A 25125-nucleotide genomic window follows, 5' to 3' on the forward strand; every position below is an offset into this window, starting at 1 on the left:
GCGCCGGTCCGCGCGCTGGCGCGGCCTGGAGCCTTCCGGGGTTCACTTCGCGGAGAGTTCCGCGGTCTTGGCCTCGGCGGCCCAGGGGGTGGCGGCGAGCGGCGCACCGGGTCGCAGCTTCTGGAAGCCCTCGACGATCACCTTGTCGCCGGCTTCGAGCCCCTTGGTGATGACCCAGCGCGAACCGACGACGCGGCCCGTTTCGACCGGGCGCAGCTCCGCCTTGTCGTCGGCGCCGACCAGATAGACCTGGGCCTGGCCGCCGGCATTGCGCTGCACCGCCTGTTGCGGCACGGCAACCGCGTTCTCCTCCTCGCCCTGTTCGATCAGGACGCGGACATACATGCCCGGCAAGAGGTCGCCATCCGTGTTGGGAAACTCGCCGCGCAGGGTGATCTGGCCGGTCGTGGCATCGACCGCGGCCTCCGAGAAAAGCAGGCGGCCGGGATGCGGATACTGCTGGCCGTCATCGAGCAGCAGGCGAACGGAGGCCTCGCCGGAGCCGGGCCCGTTCAGCGCGCCGACGTCGAGCGAGCGGCGCAGGCGCAGCAGCTGGTTGGCCGACTGGGTGAAATCGGCATAGACCGGGTCGAGCTGCTGGATCGTCGCCAGCACGCTGCTGGAGGGATCGACCAGCGCGCCCTCGGTCAGCTGTGCCCGTCCGATGCGTCCCGTGATCGGGGCGCGAACTTCCGAGAACTGCAGGTTCAGCTCAGCCGCGTCGAGGCCGGCGCGGGCCAGGGCCACGTCGGCATTGGCCTGGGCGAGCTGCGAGGTGGCATTGTCGAATGCCTGGACGCTGCTCACCTTGCGGTCGCGCAACTCCTTCTGCCGGTCGGCCTGCTGGCTGGCCTGCAGCCGGGCCGCTTCGGCGCGCTGCAGGGTCGCCTTGGCGCGCGCCACCTCGACGCGGAAGGTCCGCGGATCGATGCGATAGAGCACGTCGCCTTCCTTGACCACCGAGCCCTGCTCGAAGACCCGCTCGACCAGGATGCCGGAGACGCGCGGGCGCACCTCGGCGATCCGTGTCGGCGCGATGCGGCCGGGCAGTTCGTTGGTGATCGGGATCGTCTCGGCCTTGACCTCGACGAAGCTCACGCCGGTGGGCGGCGGCGCCTTGGCCCCGCCGGCCTCGCTCTTGCTGGAGACTTCGTTGCAGCCTGCCAGAAGGGCAGCGCTCAGGACTACGGCGATCAGTTTCCGGTTCATGTCGTCGACCTTTCGGGGAGACGGGCGGGCTCTGGGTTCTGGTCAACCAGCCAGCCGATCTCCGAAATCAGGCGGGCGCGCTCGTCGGGCGCCCAGGTGTGCAGGCCAAGCCACTCCAGGGACATCAGTCCCTCAAGGGCAAGAAAGGCGAGCAGCGCGGCGCGCGGATGGCGCGACGTCTCCTCGACCTCGGCGAGGCGCTCGCGATAGGCAAGGGCGATCGGCTCGCGCAACTCCGCCTCCTGGGCGAGCGATGCGAGAAGGCCGAGCGCCACGGCGCGGTCCTCGTCGGTCAGGGAATGGGAGGCGACGGAAATGCGCGCCCGGATCGCGGCATCCGCCACATTGCCGAGTTCGTCCGCCGCGTCCCGTTCACAGGCTCGATGCGCGGCCAGCCGTCGTTCGACCACCGCCCGGATCAGGGCCTGCTTGTTCTTGTAGTCGTAAAGGACACTGGCCTTGCTGATGCCGGCGGCACATGCGACCGCATCGAGCGTCAGCCGCGCCGCGCCATCGCGCATCACGACCTGCTCGGCAGCATCGAGAACCGCATCGGGTTCTATGGTGCGTTTGCGTCCCATCCGGATCCAGAGATTTTTTCCGACCGAATGGTTATATATATCGCCGCGCTGCCGGCGCAACGTTTTTTTGCAGTGCAAAATAAACTGGAGGAAGCCCTATTTGCCGCGCCGCAACCGGCGGGAGCGCATGCGCGGACCGCGCAGGCGGCCCGTTCCGGGGTCCGGATCGCGCATCCGCGCGGCGGTGCTGCGCAACGCGGCGACGGCGCGGTCGGTGCTTTCGGCGGGCGGCATGTCCGGTTCGTCCGCCGCGGGAGAGCGGACGAGTTCGCGCAGCAGCGCCTGCGTTTCCGCGTTGAGTTCGGTCTGCAGCGTGTCGAGCGGGGTTGGCCGGCCGACGAAATAGCCCTGGATCTCGTTGCAGCCTTCCTCCGCCAGCACCCGCAGGTCGCTGGCATCCTCGACCCCTTCCGCGACCACACTCATGCCGAGCGCGGCGCCGAGCCGCACGATCGTCTCGACAATGGGACGGGCGCTCGCCGTCTGGCGCATCGCCTTGACGAAGGAGCGGTCGATCTTGATCACGTCGAAGGGGAAGCGCGACAGATAGCCGAGCGAGGAATAACCGGTGCCGAAATCGTCGAGCGCGATACGCACCCCGAGAGCCTTCAGCGCCTTGAGGATCTGCAGCGCCCGGCGGTCGTCATCGATCAGCACGTTCTCGGTGACCTCGACCTCCAGCCGGTTGGCCTGCAGGCCGGTTGCCTCCAGCACCTCGCGCACCGTCTCCAGGAAGTGCTTCTCGCGGAACTGCAGCGGACTGACATTGATCGAGATGCGGGGGATCTCCGGTTGCCGCCGGGCGATCTCGCAGGCGCGCCTGAGCACCCATTCGCCGATGGCGATGATGCGGCCCGACTGTTCGGCGACGGGAATGAAGTCGCTCGGGCTGATCAGCCCCTTCTCCGGATGGTGCCAGCGAATCAGCGCCTCGTAGCTGCCGATCGTCTGCGAGGCGATGCAAAGGCGCGGCTGCAGGTAGAGCTCGAACTCGTCGTTCTCAATCGCCTTGACAAGGTCGGCCTCCAGCAGGCGGCGCTTGCGCAGCACCGCATCCATGCCCTCCTCGAAGACGCAATAGGTGTTGCGCCCCTGGCTCTTGGCCTTGTAGAGCGCGGTGTCGGCGCGCGACACGATCAGCTCCGAATCCTCGCCATGCAACGGACTGACCGCGATGCCGATGCTGGCGCCGGTGCGCAGTATCACGCCGTTGCCGCAGTCGATCGGCTGCGACAGCGCATGGACCAGCCGGTGAGCGAGATCGGCCGCCTGGTTGGCGAAGGCGATCTGGTGCTGGATGACGGCGAATTCGTCGCCGCCCAGCCGCGAGACGGTGTCGCTGGCCGGCACCAGGGCCTTGAGCCTGTCGGCCGTGGCGCGGATCACCTGGTCGCCGGCCAGGTGGCCGTGCACATCGTTGATCTCCTTGAACCGGTCGAGGTCGATCATCAACACGGCCGCGGCGCTGTCGTTGGCCCTGGCCGCGTCGAGCACGCCGGTCAGCCTGTCGGCGAAGACCGCCCGGTTGGGCAGGTCGGTCAAGGGGTCGTGCTGCGCCAGATGACGGATATGCTGCTCCGCCTTCTTGCGGTCGCGCAGGTCGACAATGGCCGAGACGCGGGTCCGCTCGCCGCGGTAGAGGATCTCTCGGGCGCGAACCTCGACCGGGATCCGGTTTCCGTCGGAATGGATGACATGCAGCTCGTAGGGTCCGCTTTCGGCTTCCGAAAGCTGGGCGGCGACGCGGGCCCGGTCATCCGGATCGATGAAGTCGAGCATGTTGCGGGATTTCAGCGCGGACAGCGGCAGGCCCATCAACTGTTCCAGCGCGTGGTTGCCGTCGATGATCGTGCCGCGCACGGAGATGACGATCGCCTCGAAGGTGGCATTGGCAAGCGCGGTCAGGCGCTCCGCCTCCTCCGCCGTGCGGCGCACGTCTTCCTGGCGGTCGCGCGCCAGCTCCTCGCTCTGAATGGAATCCATCAGCGCGTTGAACAGCACGGTCATGCCTTCCGCCTCGTCGCCGACCTCGACCGGCAGGCGCAGGTCGAGATCGGCCTTGCCCGCGACAAGGCGGCCGACGGCATCCTCGACATGGCCGATGCCGATGCGCGTGCCGTGCTCCGCCTCGTTGAGGCCGCGCACCTCGCCCTCGGCCGAAACGCGCACCGCCATCACCCGCCGCAGGGCGAGGAAGAAGACGAGGCCGAGACCGAAGGCCCAGGCGAAATTGAGCGCAGCGCCCGCCGCCTGCACGCCAAGCTGCGCCAGCCGCCCGCCGGCCACGAGGTTCTCCACCGGCGCGAGCAGGGCAAGGCCGAGCGTGCCGACGACGCCGGCAACGCCATGCACGCCGATGGCGCCGACCGCATCGTCGACGCGCAGGCGCCGCTCCAGGAAGGATATGCCGTAGATCGCCGCCGCGCCGCCGGCAAGGCCGATCGCCATGGCGCCGCGCGCATCGAGCACCATGCAGCCGGCGGTGACCGCCACGAGACCGCCGAGCATGCCGGAAAACGCCTTCTCCGGCAGCAGCACGCGCTCATGGTGCCAGCCGATGGCATAGCCGGCCGCCGCGCCGGTGGCCGCGGCAAGCACGGTGTTGGCGATCACATGGGCGATGGCGGGGGAGGCGGCCAGCGTCGACCCGCCGTTGAAGCCGATCCAGCCGACGAAGAGCAGCAGCGCGCCGGCGGTGGCCAGCACCGGGCTGTGACCGTTGAAGCGCACCGGCCGGCCGTCGGCATCGAAACGGCCGATGCGCGGGCCGATGACGATGCAGGCGGCGAGCGCGATCCAGGCGCCGGTGCCGTGCACGACGGTGGAGCCGGCGAAATCGATGAAACCGGCATGGGCCAGGAAGGCGCTGGCATTCTCGTTGAGCGCCGTGCCCCAGGCCCAGTGGACGAAGGCGGGATAGACGAGGCCGGCGATGAACACCGAACACACCACATAGGCGGCAAGCGGCATGCGCTCGGCCACCGCGCCCGACACGATCGTTGCCGCCGTGCCGCAGAACATCACCTGAAAGACGAAGAAGGCAAAGCCCCAGGCATCGAGCCCGCCGAGCATGAACAGTTCCGCGTCGAGACCGACGATGAAGCCGCTTGACGCGCCGAAGGCGAACATGAAGCCGACAAGCGCGAAGACCACGACCGAGAAGCTGAAGTCGAGCAGGTTCTTCTGCGCCACGTTGATCGAGTTCTTCGAGCGCACCATGCCGGCTTCCAGCAGCAGGAAGCCGACCTGCATCAGCAGGACGAGCCCGGCGGCGACGAGAATCCAGACGAAATCGAGGGTGCGCTGCAGCGACAAAAGCTCGCCCGCAAGACCGGATGCAAAGGCCGGCACGGGCATGGCCGCCATCGGCACCGCCAGTGCCGAAATGCGTCTCCAATGCCCGGATTGCAATGCCGCCATGTCCCGTGTCCCCTTTGTTTGCGGGAGCTTAGGACGCAGCGGTTAAAAACCGGTTGCACCATGTGTCCTCGCAATTAATCGCGAGGGACGTTTCTTTGGATGCGATGGTTTTCGCCATGTTGCAATGCCGCAATTCTTGCCGAACCGCGCAGGATGAGGGCCCCTTCGACGATCACCCGCTCGGGCGCGGGGGCTTTTGCCTCGATATTGGCAAGCAGGATGCGCACCGCCGCCTCGACCATCTCCTCCGCCGGCTGGCTGACGGTGGTCAGCGCATAGGAGGGCCAGTCCGCCATCGGGGCGTCGTCGTAGCCGACGATCGAGACCTCGCCCGGCACGTCGATGCCAAGCTTGTGGCGCAGCGTGTCGAGTGCCGCCGCCGCCATGTGGTCATTGGCGCAGAACACGGCGTCGGGCCGGCTCGGCCCGGAGAACAGGCGGCGGATCGCGGCGCAGGTCGCTACCCGCTCGTAATTGCCGACATCCTCGGCAAACAGGGTCCGTCCGTTGCGGGCCAGTTCCTCGATGAAGCCCTGGCGCCGGTCCCGGTTGGTCGAGCTTCCCGGCCAGCCGGCGAGATAGGCGATCCGCTCGTGCCCGTTCTCGATCAGGAAGCGCGCCACCTGGCGGCCGCCGGCCCGGTTGTCGGAGCTCACCGCCGACAGGCTCTCGTCGTCGAGGGTGCGGTTGAACAGGACGACGGGAATGCCGGCGGCGCTGCAGCGCGCGGCGAAGGCGGAACTGAGGCCGGCCGAAACCATGACGAGGCCGTCGATCTGGTACTCCAGCAATTCGCGCAGGACGTCGTCCATCGGGTCGTTGGACTGACCGGTGAAGAACATCATCGCGTGGTAGCCGCGTGCCTGCAGGCGGCGCGACAGTTTTTCCAGGATTGCCGGATAGTAGGGATTGTCGAGATAGGCGGCGACGATGCCGACAATGCCGGAGCGCCGGGTGATCAGCGAGCGGGCGATCTTGTTGGGGCGGTAGCCGAGCTCCTCGGCCGCCGCCATCACTTTTGCCCGGGTCTCCGCGGAGACGCTGGCACCCGCGGTGAAGGCGCGGCTGACGGCAGACTGGCTGACGCCGGCGCGGCGCGCGACGTCGAGTGAGGTGACCCGGGGCATGTTCTTGTTCTCCCGCCCCCTGTCTTGCCGTCCCTTACGTCATTTGGCAAGCGGCAAGCGGTTCGCGCGGCGCGGCCATTGACCTTGCGGGTGCCCGGCACTTAGGATCGCGCGCAAATTGAAACGTCCACACCCTGCCTGGAAAACCGATCATGTTTCAGACTTTTCCCTCCGCGACCGGATGCCTGCGCGCTCTTGCCCGGCCCGTCATCCTGGCCGCCGCTCTCGCCATGGCAGGGCCCGCGTTCGCCCAGGACAAGGCGGCCGAAGGCGCTGGCCAGACCGCCAGCCCGAGCGGCGAAAACTGGGTCCTGCAATGCAGCGAGGCGACCGAAAAGGCACCGAAAAGCTGCCGGGTGCTGCAGAACATCGTCATGAAGGACAGCGGCCAGCGGCTGCTGACGGTCGTGGTCGAGCCGCGCGAGGGCGCCCCCAACCACGCGCTGGTGCTGGCCCTGCCGCATGGCGTGTTCCTGCCGGCGGGCGCGGCGATCCGCGTCGACGAGGGCGAGCCGACGCCGCTGGTCATCCAGACGAGCGATGCCAACGGCGCCTATGCGGGAACGGCGATCAGCGACGACCTGCTCGCCTCGCTGAAAAAGGGACAGAGGCTGATCATCGCCTTCAAGACGGCGCAGCAGCAGGATCTCGCCGTGCCGGTGACGCTGATCGGCTTCACCGCCGCCTATACCAAGCTGGGAAGCTGACGCCCCCTGGCAAGACCATCGGCACTGGTGCCGTGGAACAAAGGCAGGCTTTCTTCGGAAAGCCTGCCTTTTTACTTTTCCGGATGCCTCAGGCGGCGGCGGTGCGACGGGTCAGGTCGGCCCAGTTGCGCATCGACCAAAGGTGGGCGTAGATCACCGGCAGCGCGCCGGAGCGGCGCAGGTCGAGAAACGCCTCGTCGGAAAGGGCCGAGAAGCGGGCCTCGTCGACGATGCAGAAGTCGTTGACGGTGAGCACCTCGCCGCCGGGCAAGGTGAAGCGCCCTTCATTGGCGACCAGCAGGTCATGCTCGGCAAGCTTTCCCAGCACCGTCTCGCTCTCGCGCGCCTCGCGCTGGAAGGCGCCGCAGAAGTCGAGCGCCTTGCGAACCGCCTCGGACGGCTCCGAGCCCTCGAACAGCGGCACCTCGCCATCCGGACCGACCTTGCCGCTTTCCATGTCGACGCACAGGGCGAACTCGCTGGCATCGTCGTTGCGGGCGAGCACGAAGGGATAACGCCGGACATAGGAGGGAATATAGACATCCTCCGCCCAGGCGCCGGCCGCGTCGACGAACAGGTTCCGGTCGCGTCGCAGGCCAAGCACGGCGACGGCTGCCGGCGGCGTGGTGCCGGCGGCGAAGACGATCGGATAATGCCGCGCCGCGATGCCGAACTCGATCGCGTTGACCGGCACCGCATGGGTGCCGGCGGCGAAGCCGTAGTCCGGGGCAAGCGTTACGCCGAACGCGCCGTGCCTGTCGGCCCGCAGCGCCTCGGGCCGCTTGTAGAACAGCGGCATGGCGGCGGCGCCTGCCGCGGCGCGCGGAGCGGTGCTGTCGGCCTCGGCCTCGGTCTTGGTCATGATGATCCGTCCTTCGGGCGGTTGAATGAATATGCGGAAATCGGGCAGGGCCTCGGGCCACGCGACTTTTTTGTACAATTCCAGCGACGGGTTGCCTAGGGTGGCCGGACAGATGAATGTGCATACCGCCGGTTGCGCGGTGCGGCGCCTGATGCCGCGCCGCCAGGGCGCAGGATGAAACGGACGCAAGAGGAAACGGGGAGACGAGATGGCGCAGGCCGTTTCCGGAACGCAGCGGGTCGCCGGCGCGCATGCGGGCGTCAGTTTCGCCGGCGAGGAGATCCTGCTCGACGGCGGGGCCTTTCGCGACTGCAGCTTCGAGCGCTGCCATCTGCATTATGACGGCGGCACGCTGCCGGTGCTGACCGGCTGTCGTTTTTCCGACTGTGCCTGGTTCTTCGGCGAGGCCGCGGCCGACACGCTGGCGATGCTGGCGGCGCTCAACCAGGGCGGTTTCTCGGCGATGGTCGAAAGAACACTCGAAGGGGTTCGCAGCGGCGCCGTCCTGGAGCCTGCCCCGGCGGATACGCGACCGGCCGGCCGGCGGCGGCGGTCGATCGATCTCGGCTTCGGCCAGTTCCCGGTGCCCAGGGTCTTGCATCGTCCGGCGGCGGCCGGCGCGGCGGGAGCGGGAGTTTCGCGGGCAACAGCCACCACGGACAGGAAGGAAGACAGGGAATGACGGGACTGAGCGACCTTGCGACGGCGACGATGGCCGACTTCGAAGCCTGCAGGGACAAGCCGATACGCCTGACGGCGGGTGACGAAAGCATGGACCTGGCCATCGCCGAGGTGACCGCCGTCAGCGGGCCGGAACGGCCGGGCGGCGCGTTCTCGGTGGTGTTTCGCGGGCCGCGCGAGCCGGTTGTGGAACAGGCGATCCATCATATTGTCGTCGAGGGACACGGCGAGGCGGAGATCTTTCTGGTGCCGCTGGGTCCCGACAAGGACGGCATGCTCTACGAGGCCGTGTTCAACTGAGCCGGCCGGCCGGGCGGTTTCCGGCCACCCGCGCGGCGGACGACCAGCCGGCGCGGAACGTCCGGCAGGTCTGCGGAAGGAGGCCAGGCCGTCAGGCCGGCGCCGCCGCGTCCCAGCGCAGCAGGTGATAGACGCCCTTGTCCTCGCGCTTGGAGAAGCCGAGGCGGAGATAGAGGCGCATGGCCGGGTTGTTGTGCTCGACATGGATGCCGACACCCAGGCCGTCGCGTGCGGCCATGTCCTGCACATCCTCCAGCATAGCCCGGCCGAGGCCCTCGCCGCGCGCGCCCGGCATCAGGGCGATGTCGATGATGCGGATCTCCGAAGGCCAGCGCTCCAGGTAGAGCCGGCCGACGGGGGCGCCTTGCCGCTCGACCACCAGCCAGTCGGCATCCGGATAGTGCTGCATGTAGTGGGCATGCTGGGCGCGGAATTGCTGTTCGAGGAAGGCGCTTTTCTCCGCCGCGCTCCAGGGCAGGGCGGCGAGTTCCTCCATCCGCGTCGAGGCGTAGAGATCGCCGAGGAAGGGGAGGTCGTCCTCGCTCATCCGCCGGAAGGCGAGACCGCGCGCGGCGGCGCGCGGCAGAACGGGAAGCGGCCGCGCATCCCTCGCGGCCGCCAGTATCGTGTGCCCGGGATCCGGCATCCCGTTCAGTCCGGGGTTTCCTGCGGCGGCGTCAGGTCGCGCACCACCGTGTAGCCCGACTGGAAGCCGCTCGTGGCAAGCACTGTCCAGCCCGCCTCCCAGGAGGTGGATTCAGGTCCGGCCTCGGGCAGGCAGGCAACGCCATTCGTGGCCGTCTGCTGGAAATAGAACAGGCGGCCGTCGGCGCTGTAGTCCATCACCGCATAGCCGAAGCCCGGGGAAATGCCGATCTTCTGCCATCCGCGCCACTGCTGGAACAGCGCATCGACCTGCTGGTTGGCGTGCAGGCCGTGGTTTTCGTCCTGCGCGACCAGCATGATATGGCCGTCGGCATCGAAGTCGGCGGCAAGGTTGACGAGGGTCACGCCGACCATGCCCGGGCGGATCCATTGCGACCAGGTCAACGATCCCGGCGGGCTTTGGCGAATCTGCACGACATCGGAATTGTTCCCGATCATGAAGATGTTGAGCGCGCCTTCCTTGTCGAGGACCGGGCAGGGCAGGCTGTCGGCCGGGCCGCTTGCGGCCGTGTCGAGCTGCGTCCAGCCGGTCCATTGCTGCGGCGTCAGGGTCTGTGCCACCGTCTGCTGGTTGACGTAGAGATGGCGGTCATTCGGGTTGCTGCCGACACCGGCGATGAGAATGCGGCCGTCGACATTGGCCGCGACCTCGATCAGCGCGATGGACTGGCCGGAAAGCTGCTGCCACGTGCCCCAGACCTGCTCTGGCGGCTGTTCCACCGGCACGGTGATGGTGATCGGCTCGCTGGCGCCCGGCGGCACGACCTTGATCGTCTGCTCGACGATGCGGTCGGGATTCTGCCGGATCCACCAGAGATCGCCGCTCGTCGTCAGGGCGAAGACGGAGACGCGGCCCTCGGCATCGGCAATCAGGCGCAGCTGGTGAAGCTGGGTGACGCCAGGCGGCAGGCCGAGCGAGACCGGCGCGTTCCAGCTTTGCTCCGGACCCGAGCCGTCGCCGGCCTCGTCGATATAGTCGATTGTCGGCTGGCCGCTCTTGATCGCAACGATGGCGACCCGGCCGTCTGCGGTGGTGCCGGAGGCGAGCGGCGCGCTGTAGGCGTCGGGTGTCACCGTCACCCATTTTTCGGACCAGGGGCCGTTCGGCGCGACCTGGGCCTTCCAGACGAGCGGGCTGCCGGCATCGGCCTCGATGCCGATGACCATGAGGCGTGAGTTTTCGGTGAAGGGAACCTCGCGGGCCTCGCCGGGGGCGAGCGGCTCGGGAAGGAAGGCGCCTTCCTCCAGTTCGATTTCGGTCCTGGCAGCCTCGGTCATGTGGCGCTCCCGCAATTGGTTCGAAATAAGGTCGAAAGCCGGTGTGGCGGATCCGAAGCACGTCGCCGCTGCGTTTCGGGACGCGACGAACTTCGGTCTTTGGACACTAGCTGCGCGAGGGGTAGAGACCCTGCAGCGCGATAATGAAATTGATGGCCAGATAGGGTTGCATGTTGTTGTGCGCCTGCGAGCCGCCGGCGTTGGGCAGCATCTGCTCGGCCATGGTGCTGTCGGGCGTGTTGAGCGAGAAGGCGTTGCCGCCGCTCGAACGAGCAAAGGAGGTGTTCGTGGTCGGCGTGGTGATGTCGCCGGGGTCGGCGCCAACGGCGCGCAGGGTGTGATTGTGGTTGGGCATCTGCGCCTCGGTCAGGGTGACCGTCTCGACACCGCCGCGCTCGCCGAGCCGCCGCGAGGTGAGGCCCGGGCCGCGGCCTGGATGCATCGGCGCGCGGCCTTCCAGGTTGGGCAGGGCCGTGGTCGTGCGCCCGTCGCCGCCATAGGTGGTGCCGATCAGCGAGAACAGGGCGGTGTTCTGCGAGACGGGCAGGAGCTGGCCATTGCAAAAGGCCCAGCTGCGCGGTGCGAAATTGCCGGCGAAGATGCGGATCTCGGCAATGAACGGTTCGGACATGGATCGCCTCCTTCAGTGCCGGCTCGGATAAATGCCGAACAGCGCGATGATGAAATGCACGCAAAGGAACGGCATCTCGTTGGTGTGGGAACGGCTGCCGCCGACATGGGTGATGGCTTCGGAACGCATGTTGCTGTCCGCCGTACCGTCGAAATAGATATCGACGGCCGTCGAGGTCGCGGTGACGTTGTCGGTCGGAGTGGATTCGATGCCGATATTGGTGTCGGCATGCGGGGGATGGCCGTGACTGGGCATCTGGTTGACCGTAAGCGTCACCTTTTCGGCGCCGCCCTTGGCGCCGAGGCGCCGCTCGCTGAGGCCGGGCCCGTGGCCGGCATGGATCGGGATGCGGCCGCGCAGGTCGGGCAGGCCGAAAGTGGTGCGCCCGTCGCCGCCATAGATGGTGCCGAGCAGGGAAAAGAGCGCGTCGTTCTGGCTGACCGCCAGAAGCTGGCCGTCGCAGAAGGCCCAGCCACGCGGGGCGAAATTACCCGCGAACATGCGGATCTCGCCGACAAAGGGTTCGGACATGAATAAGGCCCTCCCAAGCCTTCAGGAATAGCGGGAAAGGACTGCGTCAGTTGCGCGAGGGGAAGAGACCCTGCAGCGCGATGCAGAAATTGACGGCGAGGTAGGGCTGCATGTTGTCATGCGCCTGGCTGCCGCCGACATTGGTCAGCGTGCCGGCGCGCAGCGCCACCGAGGTGCTGGAGAAATCGGCAAAGCCGCCGGGAAAGCCGCCGAAGACGTGGCCGGCCGGGGAGCGCTCGGTGCCGGTGGCGGAACTCGCCTGGACGTAGTGACGGTGTTGCGGCATCTCGTTGACCGAGAGCGTGTGGGTTTCCTCGCCGCTCTTCTGGCCCTCGCTGTGGTGGGCGCCGCCATCGGAACTCCCGACATGGATTGGGGTGCGGCCGCGCAGGTCGGGCAGGGCGAAGGTGGTGCGCCCGTCGCCGCCATAGGTTGTGCCGAGCAGCGAATAGAGCGACTGGTTCTGGTTGATCGGAAGGATCTGCCCGTCGCAGAACCCCCAGCCGCGCGGGGCGAAATTGAACCCCACCATGCGGACTTCGGCAAGAAACGGCTCCGACATGAATCCTCCGAGTTTCAAAAAAGTGCAATCAACGTTTCGGCAACCGGCGGTATCATGCACGAGATTATTAGCGATTGAAAGGCCTAACAAGCGCCGCCCGTTATCCGTGAAAATATCGATCAGTGGTTGTGTTTTATCGCCGCGTCATGCCACGGCGCGCAAGTGAGACCGTCCGGCGGAACACGGCGCGCATCGGTCGGCGGAAAGGCCAGGACGCCCGCGCGCGGGGGCGTCCTGTCTCGAGTTCCTGTCGCCGGGCGCACCCTAGTTCGGGCAGGAGGCGACGAAGGAGAGCGTGCCGGTGCCGGACAGGACCGCGTCGATCGGCTGGGTCACCGTGTTGCCGGCCGCGCCGCCGAGATGCGTTTCGACCGCCACCTCGCTCGCCGCGCCGCCGGTGCCGTTGGCGATCTGCAGGCTGCCGTCGTTGCGTGCCCGCACCCGGATGGCGTGGATGTAGTTGGCGTTGTTCGAAACGGTGTTGTTGGTGATCGTGGCGCAGATCGTCGGTGTCGAGCCGCTGCTCACGCCGGAATCGACGTGAATGCCCTGGATGTCGTTGGCCGAGACATTGTCCTGGACGATGTTGTTGTTGATCAGCACGCTCATCTGGTGGCTGGCGCCGGCGCCCTCGCCGGCGGCGACGTTGATGCCGCGCTCGTCGTGATCGTAGATGAAGTTGCCGGTGATCCGGTAGACCGACGAACCGCCGCCATCGCCGTCGACGTCGATGGCGTTGAAGGCCGTGCCGGATCCCACATTGCCGATCGTGCCGATCGTGTTGCCGGAGATCGTCATGTCGACCGTGCCGGCGAAGGTGCCCGGCCCGTTGACGCTGCCCACATCGATCGCGTTGTTGAGCGAGCGGAGCAGGGACATGTCGTTGTTCGAGATGGTGACGTTGAACAGGCCCGAGCTCTGCGTGCCGGCAAGGATGCCGATGCCGCCGTTTCCGACGATGCCGGAATGCCGGGTGAAGGTGTTGTTGTCGATCGTCAGCCCGTAATTGGCGGTGCCGGAGGAGACCAGCTGCAGGTGCGAGGCGACGGCGGCGACGAAGTTGTTGCCGCTGATCGTGCCGTTGACGTTGCCGGCGCTCGCCTGGATGGTGATGCCGTTGTTGCCGATCGCCGCGTTGCTGCCGTCGCCCGTGGTGATCGCCATGCCCGACATGGCCAGCGTCAGCGTGCCGCTGGTGCCGTCATTGTCGATATGGACCGAATCCTCGATGCCGCCGAGATAGGTGCCGCCGGTGAAGGTCGCCGTGCCGGTCAGGTTGTTGACGTAGAAGACGCCCTCGTCGGCGCCGGCATTGTTGCCGTGGCTGCCGGTGAAGTCGACATTGTTCATCGTGATGCCGTTCACGCCGAAGCCACGCAGGCCGAAGTTCGAGGTGTTCTGCACCTGCAGGTTGGCGATGCGGACGTCCGTCACGTTCTCAAGATAGATCGCCGTACCCACGCCGCTCGCCGTCGGCGTCTCGTCCAGCATGTCGGCGCCGGTGATGTTCTGGATCAGGCCGCCGGACCCGTCGGTCGAGCCGGAGCCGGTGATCGAGAAGAAGCCGGTCGAGCCGGTGTTGCGCAGGTTGATGGCGTTGCTCGCGCCATTGGTGGAGACCGACTGGAAGGTGACGCCGGCCGCGCCCAGTGTCGTGCCGTCGATCTGCACCGCCCGGCCCGTCGTCGTCGTCACCGAGTTGCCGGTGCCGGTGACGCTCACCGTGCCGCCGCCGGTTGCGACGAAGCCGGCGCCGGACGTGGTGTCGATGTCGAGCCCGCCATTGGTGAAGGCGATGGTGGAGCCGGTGTTGTTGGTGATGCTGACGGCGGTGTTGGTGCCGCCGTTGACGGTCGCGCTCGTGCCGGCAAATGTCACGCTGGTTCCGGCCTGCAGGCTGGAGATGTCGATCGTCGCGCCCGTGCCGCCCGTGTTGGACAGGTTGAGGTTGCCGGTCGTCACCGTGCCGGAGACATTGTTGAGGCGGATGCCCTGGCCCGCGCTGGTCGGGGCGGTGACGGTGCCGAGGGTGAGGTTCAGCGCGGTGTTGGTGATGTCGATTGCGCCGGCGCCGAAGGAACTGATATTGACCGCCGTCACCGTGCCGAGCGACAGGGTGCCGGCATTGTTGGCGAAGATCGAGGTCGTGTTGCGCGTCGAAAAAGCGGTGCCCGACTGAAGGGTGAAGCTGCCGGTGTTGTTCTCCAGATGGATGCCGCCGCCGCTCTCGCCGGCATCGTCATTGTCCAGGCCCACGCTGCTGAGCGTGATGTTGGTCGCGGTGCCGCGGATGTCGATGGCGGCAACGCCGTCGCCGAGCGCGTTGTTGCTGCCCACACTGCCATCGAGAATGGTGAGACTGCCGCCGTTGTCGGCATCGATGCCCTGGCCGCTGGCGGTAACGGTGCCCCCTCCGGTGTTCCTCTGGAAGTCCGTATGGACGAACCTCGAGAAGGTGGTCTGGGAGGCCGCATTGTTGTTCTGCAGGACAAGGCCGTCGCCGCCTGCCGTGTAGGCAACGTTGTCGCGGTTGGAGACTTCCATCTGGCCCTGGAAATCGGCGACGAAGGAAGCCTGGGCGTTGGTGATGCGGATGCCGGCCGTCTGGGCGTAGTAGATGATGTTCGACGCCGTCGTGGTGAAGGATCCCGAATTGCCGTCGAGGTCGATGCCGTAGGTCATCGGACCCGGCGTGCCGTTATTGCCGAGCGTGATCGCGTTGAAGGTGAAGGCGGCGGACGAGTTGTTGACCCGGATGCCGGTGCCGTTGACGTCGTTGGCGCTCGTGGTCGCGACGCGGAAGGCCCCGCCGGAGATGCCTTGCAGGTCGATGAAGTTGCCGCTGGATGTGCCGGTGGCAGTCGCGGTGTCGAAGAAGACGCCGCCCGCGCCGACCGCGACCGTGTTCATGATGATGCCGCGGCCGGTCGTCGTGTCGATCGCCTGGGTTCCGGCACTTGCGACATTCAGCGTCAGCAGTGTTCCGGCGGAGCCGTTGACGTCGAAGCCGGTGCCCGTGTTCGTGTCGATGTCGAGGGGGCCGGTGAAGTTGACCGTGGCCGTGTCGCCGGTGCCCAGGTCGATGTCGACGCCGCCGCCGGCCGAGCCCGAATTGTTGATCGTGGTGGCGCCGAAGTTGAACGTGCCGGTCGAATTGGTGATGCGCAGGCCGGCATTGGTCGAGCCGGTGACGTTCAGCGTGCCGATGGTCAGCGCGTTGTTGCCCGCCGCCGTCGCGTTGCCGCCGTCGATGTAGACGCCGGCGCCGGCGGCACCGGTCGAACGGACCACGCCGAAGGTGAGGTCCATCGTCAGCGGATCGAGGAAGAGGGCCATGCCGCCCGTCGTGTCGACCGTGCCCGCACCGCCGCCATTCAGCGTGAAGACGGTGTTGTTGCCGTTCGTCTTGGTGTCGACCTCGAGACCGATGCCGCCATTGTTGAAGATGTTGAGCGTGGTGAAGCCGAGCTCGCCGGTCGTGTCGATCAGCGACAGGCCGTCGCCCTGGACCCGGTTGCCCGTGCCCTGGCCGACATTGAGCGTGCCGCCGGCGACCGCAGCCCCCGCGCCGTTGCCATCGAAATCGACGGCGGTGAATAGGATGCCGCCGCCGGTGCCGTTGCCGATCACCGTGTTGCCGGCGAAACCGCGCACGCCGATGCTGCTGGTCGTCGTCGTGACGTTCTGGCCGGTGACGGCAACGCTCGGCACGCCCGCGGCCGTGCTCTCGAACGTCGTGTTGTTGACGGTGAGAAGCAGGTTGTTGGCGGTCCCCGCCCCGGTCTCGTTGGCGGTCATCGCCTGGCCGGTGGAGCGGATCGTGTTGGTGCCGGTCAGGTTGACCGTCAGCACGCCCGAGCCGGAGGAATCGATGTCGAGGCCGATGCCGGCGACATCGCCCGTGTCGCCGTTGCCGCCCGAACCCATCGTGATGCCCGAGAGCGACACGGTGGTGGAGAGTGCCGCGTTGCTGACCACCTGGATGCCGGCGCCGGAAATGTCGTCGCCGGTTCCGGTGGCCGAGGCGCCGAGCGTCAGGCCGGAGAGGGAGACGCTGGCATTCTGGATGTAGACGCCTGCGCCGCCGGTATTGTCGATCGTGTTGGTGCCGGCGAGCGTGAACGAGCCGGAGGTGTCGTTGTCCGCGACATAGATGCCGTTGCCGTTCGAAGCACCGGTGCCCGTGCGGTTGATGTCGATATTGGTGGCCGTGATCGTCGCGTCGGAATTGGCGACCTCGATGCCCCGCGCCAACCCGGAGCCGTTGCCGGCGGCGAGCGACGACGTGGCGCCGCCATGGCCGATATTGAACGTGCCGCTGCTGTTGCTGACGAACGAGATCGCCGTGCCGCGCCCGTCGATCTGCACGCCCGCGCCGGCCGTGCCGATGTTCACTGTCCCGTGCGAGCCGGAGAAGATCAGGCCGTTGTGGGCGCCGCTGATGTCCACGCCGTTCGTGCCGGTGCCGATGTTGAACGTCGAGGTGTTCGTGCCCGACGTGCGCAGGGCGGCAAAATTCTGCGTGTTGGAGGAATCCACGTCCAGGTTGGCGATGGTGAGCGCGCCGGTCATGGTCTGGTCGGCGATGGTGATCACGTTGTTCGTGGCCGTGCCGGACCGGTTGAACGTCGCGCTCTGGATGGTGACGCTGCCGGCGCCGGATATCGTGTCGAGCGTCATCCCGGCCGTGTCGCCGGTGGAGGTGATCTGGTCGAAGGCGAGGCCGCCGACACCGGCCGCGATGGTGTCGAGGGTCAGCGCCTCGGTCTGCGAACTGGTGATCGTGTTGGTGCCGGTGGCCGTCGCCGTCAGCGTGCCGCCGCCCGAGCCGTTGAGGCGCAGGCCGCTCGTCAGCGTCAGGTTGGAGAGGCTCGCGGTGGAAGCGCCCGACGTGGTGGCGAGGTCGATGCCGTAGGCACCGGTGCCGCCGCCGATCGTGCTGGAGCGGATGATGGCGTTCGAGGCCGCGCCGAAGCTCGCCGAAACGCCGTTGCCGGTGCCGGTATTGGTGATCGCGACGTTCTGGATGGTCGCCGTGCCGGCCAGCACCACCGTGTCATTGGCCCCCGACGTGGTCAGGATCGGCACCTCGTCGTCGATCGTGGTGACGCCGCTGGTCGCGGTGATGGTGCTGCTCGAGGAGAAGCCGGTGAGCTGCACGCTGGCCGGCGCGCCGCCGGCCGAAATGCCCAGGGTCGAGGCGTCGATCGTGTCGCCATTGGCCATGCCGATCAGCGCCTGGCCCGCTGCCAGGTTGAGAGTGCCGTCGCCTTGCGCGACGAGGTCGATCGTGTCCTGGACTGTGTCGACGGTGCTGTCGATCAGGACGATGACGCTGGCGCCGGAGGCCTCCGCCTGGGCGGCAGTGCCCGGATCGTCGAACGTGCCCGCACCCGGCGTTCCGGCCGTGTCGACGACGAAATAGCTGACGCCCTGCAGGTTCGACACGTTGCTGGTGCCAAAGCCCACATCCTCGAAATCGTATTCGCCGGTCCCGGTGGCGCCGGTGGTGACGATGGCGAAATTGCCGGCGATGCCCGAGGTGTCGATCGTGCTGGCGACCGGGGCGGACCCGTCGCCATACTGGAAGCGCACGCCATTGGCGATGTCGGCATTGGTCAGGTTGACGCCGATCTGGACGCCCTGGATCGTGCCCGAGCCGGTCGTCACCACGTTCTGCGTGTTGTCGTAGCCGGTCAGGTCGATGCCGGTCGAGCCGGTAGCGCCGGTGCCGGTGATGTCGAGCGTGGCAAAGGTGATCGCGCCGTCGAACGTGCCGCCCGAGAGGTTGACGCCGGTACCCGCGCCAAGGCCGGTGATGTCGACATTGCCGAACGTCATCACGCCGTTGGCGTTGGTGGCGCGGATGCCGCTGCCGGTGCCCCCGCCCATGGCGATGGTCATGTCTCCGGTGGTCAGCGTGCCGGAATTGCCGTTGAGCAGCAGCCCGTCGCCGCTGGTGACGGAGATGTTGACCGTGCCGAGACTGACATTCGAGGCAACATTGGCGAGGGACACGGCCGAACCGGTGGTGCCCGAAACCGTGGTCGTGCCGGAGACGGTGAACGCGCCGCCGGTGACGTTGTTCAGCCCGATGCCGGCCGCGCCCGCGACATTGGTGTTGGACAGCGATGTCAGGTTGATGCCGCCGGCGGCGATCGCCGTATTGGAAAGATTGATGCCCTGGCCGGCGTTGGCGGCGACCGTGCCGGTGGTGATGCCGAGCGAGCCGCCCTGCTGGAAGACCACGCCGAAGGCGCTTTCGACGTTGATGTCGAGGTTGGCGAAGCTGTACGTGCCCGCCTGGCTGTTGTTGTCGATGAAGAGGCCGGAGCCGCCCATCGCCGTCGTCGTGCCGAGATCGACCGCGCCGCTGAAGGTGACGGAATGCGCCCCTGTCGCGCCGAAGGAGGTGATGCCGCTGGCGCCGGCGCCATTGGCGGTGACCGTTCCCGCGTGGGTGAGGCTGCCGCCGGCGAGGTTCGTCAGGCTGACCGCGGTGCCGCTGGTGATGTTGATCGAGCTTGTCGCGTCGAAATTGTAGGCGGCATTGCCGCCATCGATCAGCAGGGCGACGGCGCCGCTGCCGGAAATGTCGACATTGGTGGCGTTGATCGTGCCGGCGGGACCGGTGGCGTTGGTGGCGAAGCTCAGCCCGTTCTGGCCGGCGCCGGTGATCGAGATGTTTTCCAGCGTCGTCGTGCCGGACACGTCGGTGAGCGTGATCGAGGTTCCGGTCGCGCCCGTCGAGGTGATGTTGCGCAGGGTGGAGTTGGAGGCGTTCAGCAGCACGTCGCCGGCATTGCCGGAGAAGGTGACGCCATTGATCGTCGTGTTGGTCGACGGCGTGATCTCGATGCCGCGCGTGGCGAAGTTGCGGATCGTGGACGTCTCGATCACCGTGCCGGTGGCGCCGGTGCCGTTGTCGTTGATGCCGCGTCCCGCGGTGCCGTTGCCTTCCAGCGTCAGGCCGGAGATGCGGTTGCCGCTGGCGCCCAGCGTGATCACGTCATTGCCGGCGGTCGTGGTCAGCGTGGCGGCGCCGCCGCTGGTCGGGTCGGCGATGGTGACGCCGGCCGCCGACAGCAGGATCGTCGGCGGGACCGTCAGATTGACCGTGATTGTCTGGCTGCCGCCGGCTCCGTCGCCAAAGCCGAGCAGTTGCAAGCCGTCGGCAAGGTTCAGCGTGTCGTTGGCGTTGGTGCCGGCCGTCGAGATGACATTGCCGTTGTTGATCAGAACGATGATGTCGCCGGCGCCGGCGGCGAGTTCCGCCGCGGCCAGCGTCATCGGGTTGGAGGCGTCCGATCCCGAACCGTCGCCGCCGCCGGTCGCGCCGTCGGAATCGACATAGTAGATTGTGCCGAGGCCGAAGCCCGCGCCCGGGCTGCCGACAAACTCGACATCCTGGAAATTGTAGGTGCCGAGCGTCGGCGCGCTGGCCGCGTTGATCGCCGTCGTCGCGGAGATCGACGACCCGGTGTCGCTGGCGCCCTCGCCGTCGCCGAAGATGAAGTTGGCATTGCTGGTATTGTCGAGGAAGACGCCGGTGTCGACACCGGCGATGGTGGCGTCCGCGCCGCCCACCGTGGCATCGCCGAGCCGCACCGTGCCGCCACCCAGGACGCCGCGCAGGTCGACGCCGATGGTGCCGGCCGAGCTGTTGCCCGTGACGTCGAAATCGCCGGCGGTGACGGCGGCGTTGAGCGTCGCCCCGGTCAGTTCGATACCGGTGGAATTCGCCGAATTCAGCGTGATGTCGAGATCGGCGAAGGAGATCGCGCCGGTGATCGTGCCGGAAATGTCGATGCCGGCGCTGCGCGCTTCCGGCGCGCCGCCGATAAAGGTGCCCGCAACGATCGGTGTCGCGTGCGGGTTGACGATGGTCGTTTGGCCGAAGGAGATGGCGCCGCTGGTGTCGGTGATGCGGATGGCATCCTCGACCGTGTCTGTGATCGTCGTCGTGCCGGAGACTGTGAAGGTGCCGCTGTTGCCGTTGAGGTCGATGCCGACCGTCGATCCGCCGGTCGTGTGGTTGGCGGCGGGTGTCGAGGCGATGTTCAAGGTGTTGAAACTGAAGCTGCCGGAGGAGTTCGCCACCGAGAGGGCGGTCGTCGCCGTGCGCTGGTAGAAGCCGCCGCCGAGATCGAGGAACGTCTCGGGCGAGGTGATCGTCGTGGCGCCGGTGACGGAGAAGGAGCCGGCGTACTGGTTGGCCGAGAGACCGCCGCTCAGCGTCAGGCTGGAGAGCGTGATGTCGCCATTGGCGACACCTGTGCCGGTGCCGAGCCGCACGGTGCCGGCGGTGATGCTGCCGTCGGCGATGCCCACCGTCAGGCCCGGGTTGCCGCCATTGAGCGACAGGCCGGTATTGACCGCATTTACCGTGTAGTTGCCGAAGTCGATGCGGCCGGAATTGTTGTTGAGGGTGTTGCCGAAGAAGATGCCGTGGTTGACGGCCTGGCCCGGCGTGCCGGCGGAAAAGGCGCCGCCGTTGACGGTCTGGATGCCGGCGGTGGACAGGTCCGCATCGAAGGTGACGCCCTCGAACGTCACGCCGTTGTTGAACAGCGCCGGATCGAAGGAGGTGGCGTCGCCGAGCAGCGTGTTGTTGGCGAAATTCGTGACCGTTACGAGGCTGTTGCTGGCGATCACCCTGACGGCCGAATCCTCGGTCCGGAAGGTCGAGTTGGAGATTGCCAAGACGGCGCTGTCGTCGCCGTTCGTGGTCACGGCGATGCCGTGCTCGCTGGGTGTGCTGCTGGCGCCGGAGGCGTCGTGGGTGATCGTCAGCCCGTCGACGGTGAGGGTAAGCGCGCGCGTTGCCGTGCCGTCGTTCTGGGTGACGTTGAAGCTGTTGAACGAGGAACCGCTGGCGACGGTTGCCAGCGTGCCGCCATTGACGGTGAAGGACCCGTCGAGGTTCTGCAGCGACACCGATGTCATGTTCGAATTGGTGGCGTTGACCTGGTCGAAGGTGACGTCGGTGTTGATCCCGCTCAGCTCGAGCGCGGCGGCCGCCGTTGTCGTGACCGTCTCGCTGGCCGTGTCGGCGATCCGCAGCGTGCCGCCATTGACGGCGCGCAGGCCGGTGAAGCCCGTGGTGGCGACGTCAAGACCGCCGTCGAAGGCGACGGTCGAGGTCTGGCCGCCATTGTCGATGTTGACGCCGATGCCGCCGAGCGCGGTCGTCGTGCCGAGCGACACCTGGCCACCGAAGGTGACGTTGCTGGCCCCGGTCGCCCCGGAAACGGTGATGCCGGTGGCGCCCGCCCCGTTCGAGGAGATGGCGCCGAAATGGCTGAAGCTGCCGCCGATGCGGCCGGTGATGGAGACCGCGGCGCCGGACGTGTTGGTGAGCGAGCTGGTCGCGTCGAAGGAGATCGTCCCGTTGCCGCCGGTGACGGCGAGCGTGTTGACGCCGGCAATGTCGACATTGGTGCCGGTGACGCTGCCCGACACGTCGGCAAGCGTCAGGCCGGTGCCCGAGCCGTTGGAAATATCGAGATTGGTCAGCGTCACAGCGCCGGTGGTGTTGGTGAGCGCCACCGTGCTGGTCGAGGTGACGCCGGAAATCATCACGCCGGCGATGCCGGTGCCGGAAATCGCGCTGCCGGCCGAGCTGCCGATGGTGATGTTGCTGACGGCATTGCCGTTGGCGAGCGTCAGCGTCGCCACCGCGCCGGAGGAATTGGTCAGCGTTGCGGCGCCCAGGCCCGTCGGGTCGGTGACGACGACGCTGCCGGTCGGCAGGTTGTCGCCGGTGATGTTGACCGGGATGACGAAGCCGGCCTCGGCGAAGGTGCGCCCGCCTCCAAACGTGTCGACGCTCTGGCCGTTGGCAAGCGCGAAGGTGAGGCCGTTCGTGTCGATCGCCGTGCCGTCGTTGATCAGCACGAAGTTGACGGTTCCAAGCCCGCCGGCCGCGGCGATGGCGGTCGCGATCGATGCGCGGTTCGCCGTCGAGGAGCCGTCGCCGGTGCCGGTCGCCGTGGCGGCCACGTAGAAATTCTGCGTGCTGCTGACGTCGAAATTGAAGGCGCCGGTGAAATTGGTCGTGCCGAAGCCGTAGGTGCCGCTGCCGGAGATCACGCCGATGCCGTCGAGCGCGAACACGTTGCCGGCGATCATGCCGCCGCCGAAGGTGAAGGCGGCGCTCGCCGCCGTTCCGGCCGCCCCGTTGGTGCCAAGCACCACGCCGGTGGCGACGTTGGAGATGTTGCCGCCATTGGTGATGGTCACCGCGCGGCCGTTCTGCGTGCCGGACAGGTCGATGCCGCGCGAGCCCGCGACGCCGGTGCCGGTGACATCGAGGCTCGACATCGTCACCGTGGCGTCGCCGCCGGCGAGATTGAGGCCGGTGCCGCCGCCAAGGCCGGTGATGTCCGTGTCGCCGGTGGTGATCGTCGCGCCGGTGGTGCCGGTCAGGTCGAAGCCGTCGCTGGTCGCGCCCGCGCCCAGCCCGTTGATCGCGGTGGTGCCGGTGAAGCCGAAGGTGCCGCCGCCGGTGATGACGACGCCGTCATCACCGATATTGGTGGCGGTCAGGTCGGCGACGTTGATGATGCCGGTGTTGTTGGCGAAGGCGAGCGCATCGCCGCTGACATTGGAGATGTTGATCGCCGACAGGTTGGTCGTGCCGGTGTTGTTGGCGATCGAGATGCCCGTGGTGCCGCCGTCGATGGTGATGCCCGACAGTGTCGCCGCCTCGTTGTTGAGGAAGATCGAGGTGCCGGTGATGCCGCTGAACGACAGGTTGGTAAGCGTCGTGCCGGTGGCGCCGGTGATGCGCACGCCGTCGGTCGCGTCCTGGATCGACAGGTCCTGCAGCGTGACGCCGGTGACATTGTTGCCGCCGACGACGGTGGTGCCGCCAAGCAGCGTCAGGTCGCGGATGGTGACGCCATCGGCCAGCGTCACCGTGGTGACGCCGGGGTCGCCGTCGATGGTGCCGTTGGTGCCCGACAGCAGGAAGGTCGTCGTCGCGCCGCTGGCGAGCTGGACGCCGACGCTCTCGCCGCCGCCGGTGAGGATCTGCCCGGACTGCAGCGTGATGCCGGAGGTGGTGACGGTGCCGCCGGCGCCGAGAACGACGACGATGCCGTCGGTGCCGGCATTGGCGACCGCCGTGGCAAGGCTCGTGGGATCGGCAAAGGAACCGACGCCGCCGCCCGTGGCGTTGGCGTAGTAGACGCCGCCATAGACGCGGCCGGTGGTCGGGTTGATGACGGGCGTCGCGGTCTGCGGCGAGGTGCGTGCGCGCGCGCTGGAGCGGATGCCCTTGTCGCGGCGGATGCCTTCCGACATGCGTTCCTGGATCGGCGACAGGCGCGTGGCCGTGTCCGCGCCGTCCTCGGTCCGGCCGGCGAAGAGCGGCACGCGGAACCGGGCGGAGGCGATCGCGTCGAGCTCGTCCTCCTTGTCGTAGACGAGTTCCGCGCCCAGCGTCAGTCGCGATCCGGCGAGACCGAGCGCGCCGTCGATCTGGTACTCGAGGCCAAGCCGGGCGCCGGTCTCCATGGCGTGGCCGCCACGGTCATAGACATAGCCGCCCACATAGGTGCGCAGCCGCTGGTTCTCGGAGAAGGGCGAATCGAACATCGCGCCGATTTCGCCGGTCAGACCGTAGAGAAGGGCTTCCGAGCGTTCGGTCAGGCTGCTCTGCTCGACGAGCTGGTTGTTGACGATGGTCACGCCGGTGGACGTCGTCGTGCTCGACAGCTTGCTGACGCCGCCAAGCGGAACATGGCCGTTGAGGCGGATGTCGAAGATCGAGGTGAAGGCCTCGACGCCGAGCGTCATGCCGAGGAACTGGTTGCCGTTGTCGGTCCGCACCAGGTCGACAAAGGCATTGGCGCCGAGAATCAGGTCGGGGCCGACGATTTCGCGGAAACCGAGGCCGACGGAGGCCGAGCCCTTGCTGTTCTCGCCGTAATCGAGGCGCAGGTCGAGGAAGACCATGCTGTCGCCGTCCTGGGCGAGCGGCATGAACCCTTCGAGAAAGGCGGCGTTCTGGGATCCGGCCTGAGCACCGAGTTCGCCCCAGGCACCCCATAGCGGAGCGGGCTCCTGGGCAAGGGCGGCGGATCCCGTGCCGGCCAGCAGGGCGGCGGCACACGAGGAGGACAGCAATTCCCGTCCGGCTCCCGAGAGGAAGCGCTTATGAGGATACGAGTAGGAAATGACACCCTCCCAAGGTGTGTTCAAAAATTCGAAAAAACCTAATCAATGGCGGCGGCACGCTGACGCAATCCGCGCCTCACGTTTAACCACTGCCCGCGTGTATGCAATCGTACGCACGCGCTGAGGGTGGTGTTTTGCAGTGTTTTGTTAAGGGGTGTTGCGCGAGGGCGACACATCGAAAGGTTGCAGTGCGGCTGGGCCGGCATTCCCGTGCCTGGTTGCACCGACGGGGCGGACCTGTTGCAGCCAAGCATTTGATGTGATTCCGCTTCCCGTTCGGGAAAACAATGCCGGGCGCCGGCGCACCTGTCGCATTCGGGCAACGGGCGGGCTAGGATTGCGGGCCACGGCGAGGCGGGAAGCGCTGTGCGCATGGAAGAGCAGGCG

Annotated in this window: 14 protein-coding genes; 3 read left to right on the plus strand and 11 right to left on the minus strand. The window is 67.4% G+C overall.

Going from position 1 to position 25125, the window contains the following annotated elements; translation table 11 throughout:
• Positions 1-42: 42 nt before the first annotated feature.
• From RBB46_RS11555 to RBB46_RS11570, 4 genes are all read right to left on the minus strand, one after another.
• A complete protein-coding gene (locus RBB46_RS11555) occupies positions 43-1209 on the minus strand; it encodes an efflux RND transporter periplasmic adaptor subunit (RefSeq protein WP_306029138.1) in 1167 nt (388 codons plus the stop codon).
• Positions 1206-1790, minus strand: coding sequence for a TetR/AcrR family transcriptional regulator (locus RBB46_RS11560; protein WP_306029139.1), 585 nt, complete (start codon positions 1788-1790; stop codon positions 1206-1208). The genes RBB46_RS11555 and RBB46_RS11560 overlap by 4 nt, the downstream gene beginning before the upstream one ends.
• 96 nt (positions 1791-1886) lie before the next feature.
• Positions 1887-5210 (minus strand): ammonium transporter, encoded by a 3324-nt coding sequence (amt, locus tag RBB46_RS11565; protein WP_306029140.1) that lies wholly within the window; start codon positions 5208-5210, stop codon positions 1887-1889.
• Positions 5211-5284: 74 nt separating this feature from the next.
• Positions 5285-6337: a LacI family DNA-binding transcriptional regulator gene (locus tag RBB46_RS11570; protein WP_306029141.1), complete on the minus strand. Its 1053-nt coding sequence runs from the start codon at positions 6335-6337 to the stop codon at positions 5285-5287.
• A gap of 152 nt (positions 6338-6489) precedes the next feature.
• Here RBB46_RS11570 and RBB46_RS11575 point away from each other — a divergent pair, with 152 nt between their 5' ends.
• Positions 6490-7044 (plus strand): invasion associated locus B family protein, encoded by a 555-nt coding sequence (locus RBB46_RS11575; RefSeq protein ID WP_306029142.1) that lies wholly within the window; start codon positions 6490-6492, stop codon positions 7042-7044.
• An 88-nt stretch (positions 7045-7132) separates the two neighbouring features.
• Here RBB46_RS11575 and RBB46_RS11580 read toward each other — a convergent pair whose 3' ends face one another.
• Positions 7133-7906, minus strand: a complete 774-nt coding sequence (locus RBB46_RS11580) for a SapC family protein (RefSeq protein WP_306029143.1) — start codon at positions 7904-7906, stop codon at positions 7133-7135.
• A 208-nt stretch (positions 7907-8114) separates the two neighbouring features.
• Between RBB46_RS11580 and RBB46_RS11585 the strand changes: the two genes are divergently transcribed.
• A complete protein-coding gene (locus tag RBB46_RS11585) occupies positions 8115-8588 on the plus strand; it encodes a hypothetical protein (RefSeq protein ID WP_306029144.1) in 474 nt (157 codons plus the stop codon).
• On the plus strand, positions 8585-8887 hold the full coding sequence (locus tag RBB46_RS11590) for a hypothetical protein (RefSeq protein WP_306029145.1): 303 nt from the start codon (positions 8585-8587) through the stop codon (positions 8885-8887). The genes RBB46_RS11585 and RBB46_RS11590 overlap by 4 nt, the downstream gene beginning before the upstream one ends.
• 91 nt (positions 8888-8978) lie before the next feature.
• Here the strand turns inward: RBB46_RS11590 and RBB46_RS11595 are convergent, their stop codons facing one another.
• The 6 genes from RBB46_RS11595 to RBB46_RS11620 form a co-directional block, all read right to left on the minus strand.
• Positions 8979-9533, minus strand: a complete 555-nt coding sequence (locus RBB46_RS11595; protein ID WP_306029146.1) for a GNAT family N-acetyltransferase — start codon at positions 9531-9533, stop codon at positions 8979-8981.
• A gap of 5 nt (positions 9534-9538) precedes the next feature.
• Positions 9539-10831 (minus strand): hypothetical protein, encoded by a 1293-nt coding sequence (locus RBB46_RS11600; RefSeq protein ID WP_306029147.1) that lies wholly within the window; start codon positions 10829-10831, stop codon positions 9539-9541.
• Between the two features lie 106 nt (positions 10832-10937).
• Positions 10938-11462, minus strand: coding sequence for a phage tail protein (locus tag RBB46_RS11605; RefSeq protein WP_306029148.1), 525 nt, complete (start codon positions 11460-11462; stop codon positions 10938-10940).
• Positions 11463-11474: 12 nt separating this feature from the next.
• The gene (locus tag RBB46_RS11610) at positions 11475-11993 is read right to left on the minus strand and encodes a phage tail protein (protein ID WP_306029149.1); all 519 of its coding nucleotides are present in this window, start codon (positions 11991-11993) and stop codon (positions 11475-11477) included.
• Between the two features lie 46 nt (positions 11994-12039).
• Complete coding sequence (locus tag RBB46_RS11615) at positions 12040-12555, minus strand: phage tail protein (protein ID WP_306029150.1); 516 nt, start codon at positions 12553-12555, stop codon at positions 12040-12042.
• A gap of 264 nt (positions 12556-12819) precedes the next feature.
• Positions 12820-24687 carry a right-handed parallel beta-helix repeat-containing protein gene (locus RBB46_RS11620; RefSeq protein WP_306029151.1) on the minus strand — a complete coding sequence of 3956 codons (11868 nt, stop codon included), beginning with the start codon at positions 24685-24687 and terminating at the stop codon, positions 12820-12822.
• Between the last annotated feature and the right edge of the window lie 438 nt (positions 24688-25125).

The sequence above is a fragment of the Stappia sp. MMSF_3263 genome, from assembly GCF_030733745.1.
GTDB lineage: Bacteria > Pseudomonadota > Alphaproteobacteria > Rhizobiales > Stappiaceae > Stappia.